This window comes from bacterium (assembly GCA_024228115.1).
In the GTDB taxonomy this organism is placed as follows: domain Bacteria; phylum Myxococcota_A; class UBA9160; order UBA9160; family UBA6930.
Genome location: JAAETT010000505.1, coordinates 1 through 1,362 on the forward strand (window position 1 = coordinate 1; position 1,362 = coordinate 1,362).

At 60.5% G+C, this 1,362-nt stretch carries 1 protein-coding gene; it reads left to right on the forward strand.

Annotated features, from left to right (window positions below):
- Positions 1 to 455: 455 nt before the first annotated feature.
- A partial coding sequence (locus tag GY937_21445) for a hypothetical protein (protein MCP5059278.1) occupies positions 456 to 1,362 on the forward strand: 907 nt, incomplete at its 3' end.

The following is a 1,362-nucleotide window of genomic DNA, read 5'->3' on the forward strand; positions in this document are numbered from 1 at the left end:
CCGCTTCGCCGTCTCCTCGACGGCTCGATCCAGGATCCGGCGCTGCGAACGAGCGATTCAACGCCTCGCTGCCTGATCCGGCCCCCGCTTCGCCTCCGGACTACACTGCTCAGCGTGAGATTATTCTCGGATCAGGGCTAGGTGTTTCGGTAGGGACAGTGATCGCTGAGGCTCACCGCCTCGGTCTGAAGGTGTCGAAGAAAGGTGCGAGAAAGGCTCATCGCAACCTCGCACATTCTGACGACTTCGATGAGCGGAATCGACTGTCAAACTAACTTGACATTGTTGAACAGCAGACCCGTGAAGTTCTTGTGAAGGGCTGCGGAAAGAGCCTTTGGGGCTAGGTTCATTTCGATCACGCCCTCACCGTCGGCCGATCCCCGGCGGGACACCCGGGACTTCCAGGGCTCGGCTGGGCGCGGCCTCCTCCCTGGAGCGCTTCCTGGAGGGCGCGTATGCCGAAGGAAAAGCCGCGAGAAGGCGGTTCGCAGACATCCTCCGACGATGAGGCACTTCGCGATGCCGAGAGAATCGCCGAAGAGCGGCTCGAGAATCTCCGCAAACGCGAGGCCTCGACCGAGCAGCACGGCCACATCACGATCGACTACGGCGAGGAATCCGAAGGTTTTGTCTCCTCGGAGGCGACTCGGGATCCCCTGCCACCGGCCGAGAGGGTTCAGTTCGAGGAACTACACCGCGCTGTCAACGCATTGGAGCAGCACAGGATCAACCGACGATGGGATTCGAGCCGGAAGATCGATCTTTTGGGTGATACTCGAGATCAGATCATTCGCTTGGCCAAGGAGTTGGGCCGCCCTCGAAAGCTGCGCGCGCTCCGACCCCAAGAGATCAGCGCTCTTGTCGAAAAGGAACCGATTCCGCCTGAGATTGACCCTCACTGGGTTAAGGCGTGGGAGGAGGACGGGACTGGAGAGATCCTTGTCAACTTTCATCTGCAGGGCGGCTTTCGCCTGCCGGGCGAGCACGAAACGTCGGCCGCCGGTGGTCGAATCTACGTCCAGCGGAAGGCCCCCTTCTACCGAAGGGCGCTGCGCAAGCTGGACCTGCCTTGCGGATCCCTCGCTGATGATCTCGCATGCCTTGATGGTTTTAGAGAGGTCCTGGGATCACTCCTCATCAATGAGAGTGAGTACAGGGAAGCCAGGGAAGCATTGGAGGCTGCGGGAGACAGCGTTACGGAGGACAGCCTCGCCTACCAATTGACACCTGCCGGAGGGGATGCACCAGAGCGTGAAGGTCATCCTTCGCGAAGCCTGGAGCCTTCACGACGCCAGACTGGCCAAGAAACGGCTCGAACGGTTTGCCTCTTCTCTCGAAGCCGATCATCCGGGTGCTGCTGCA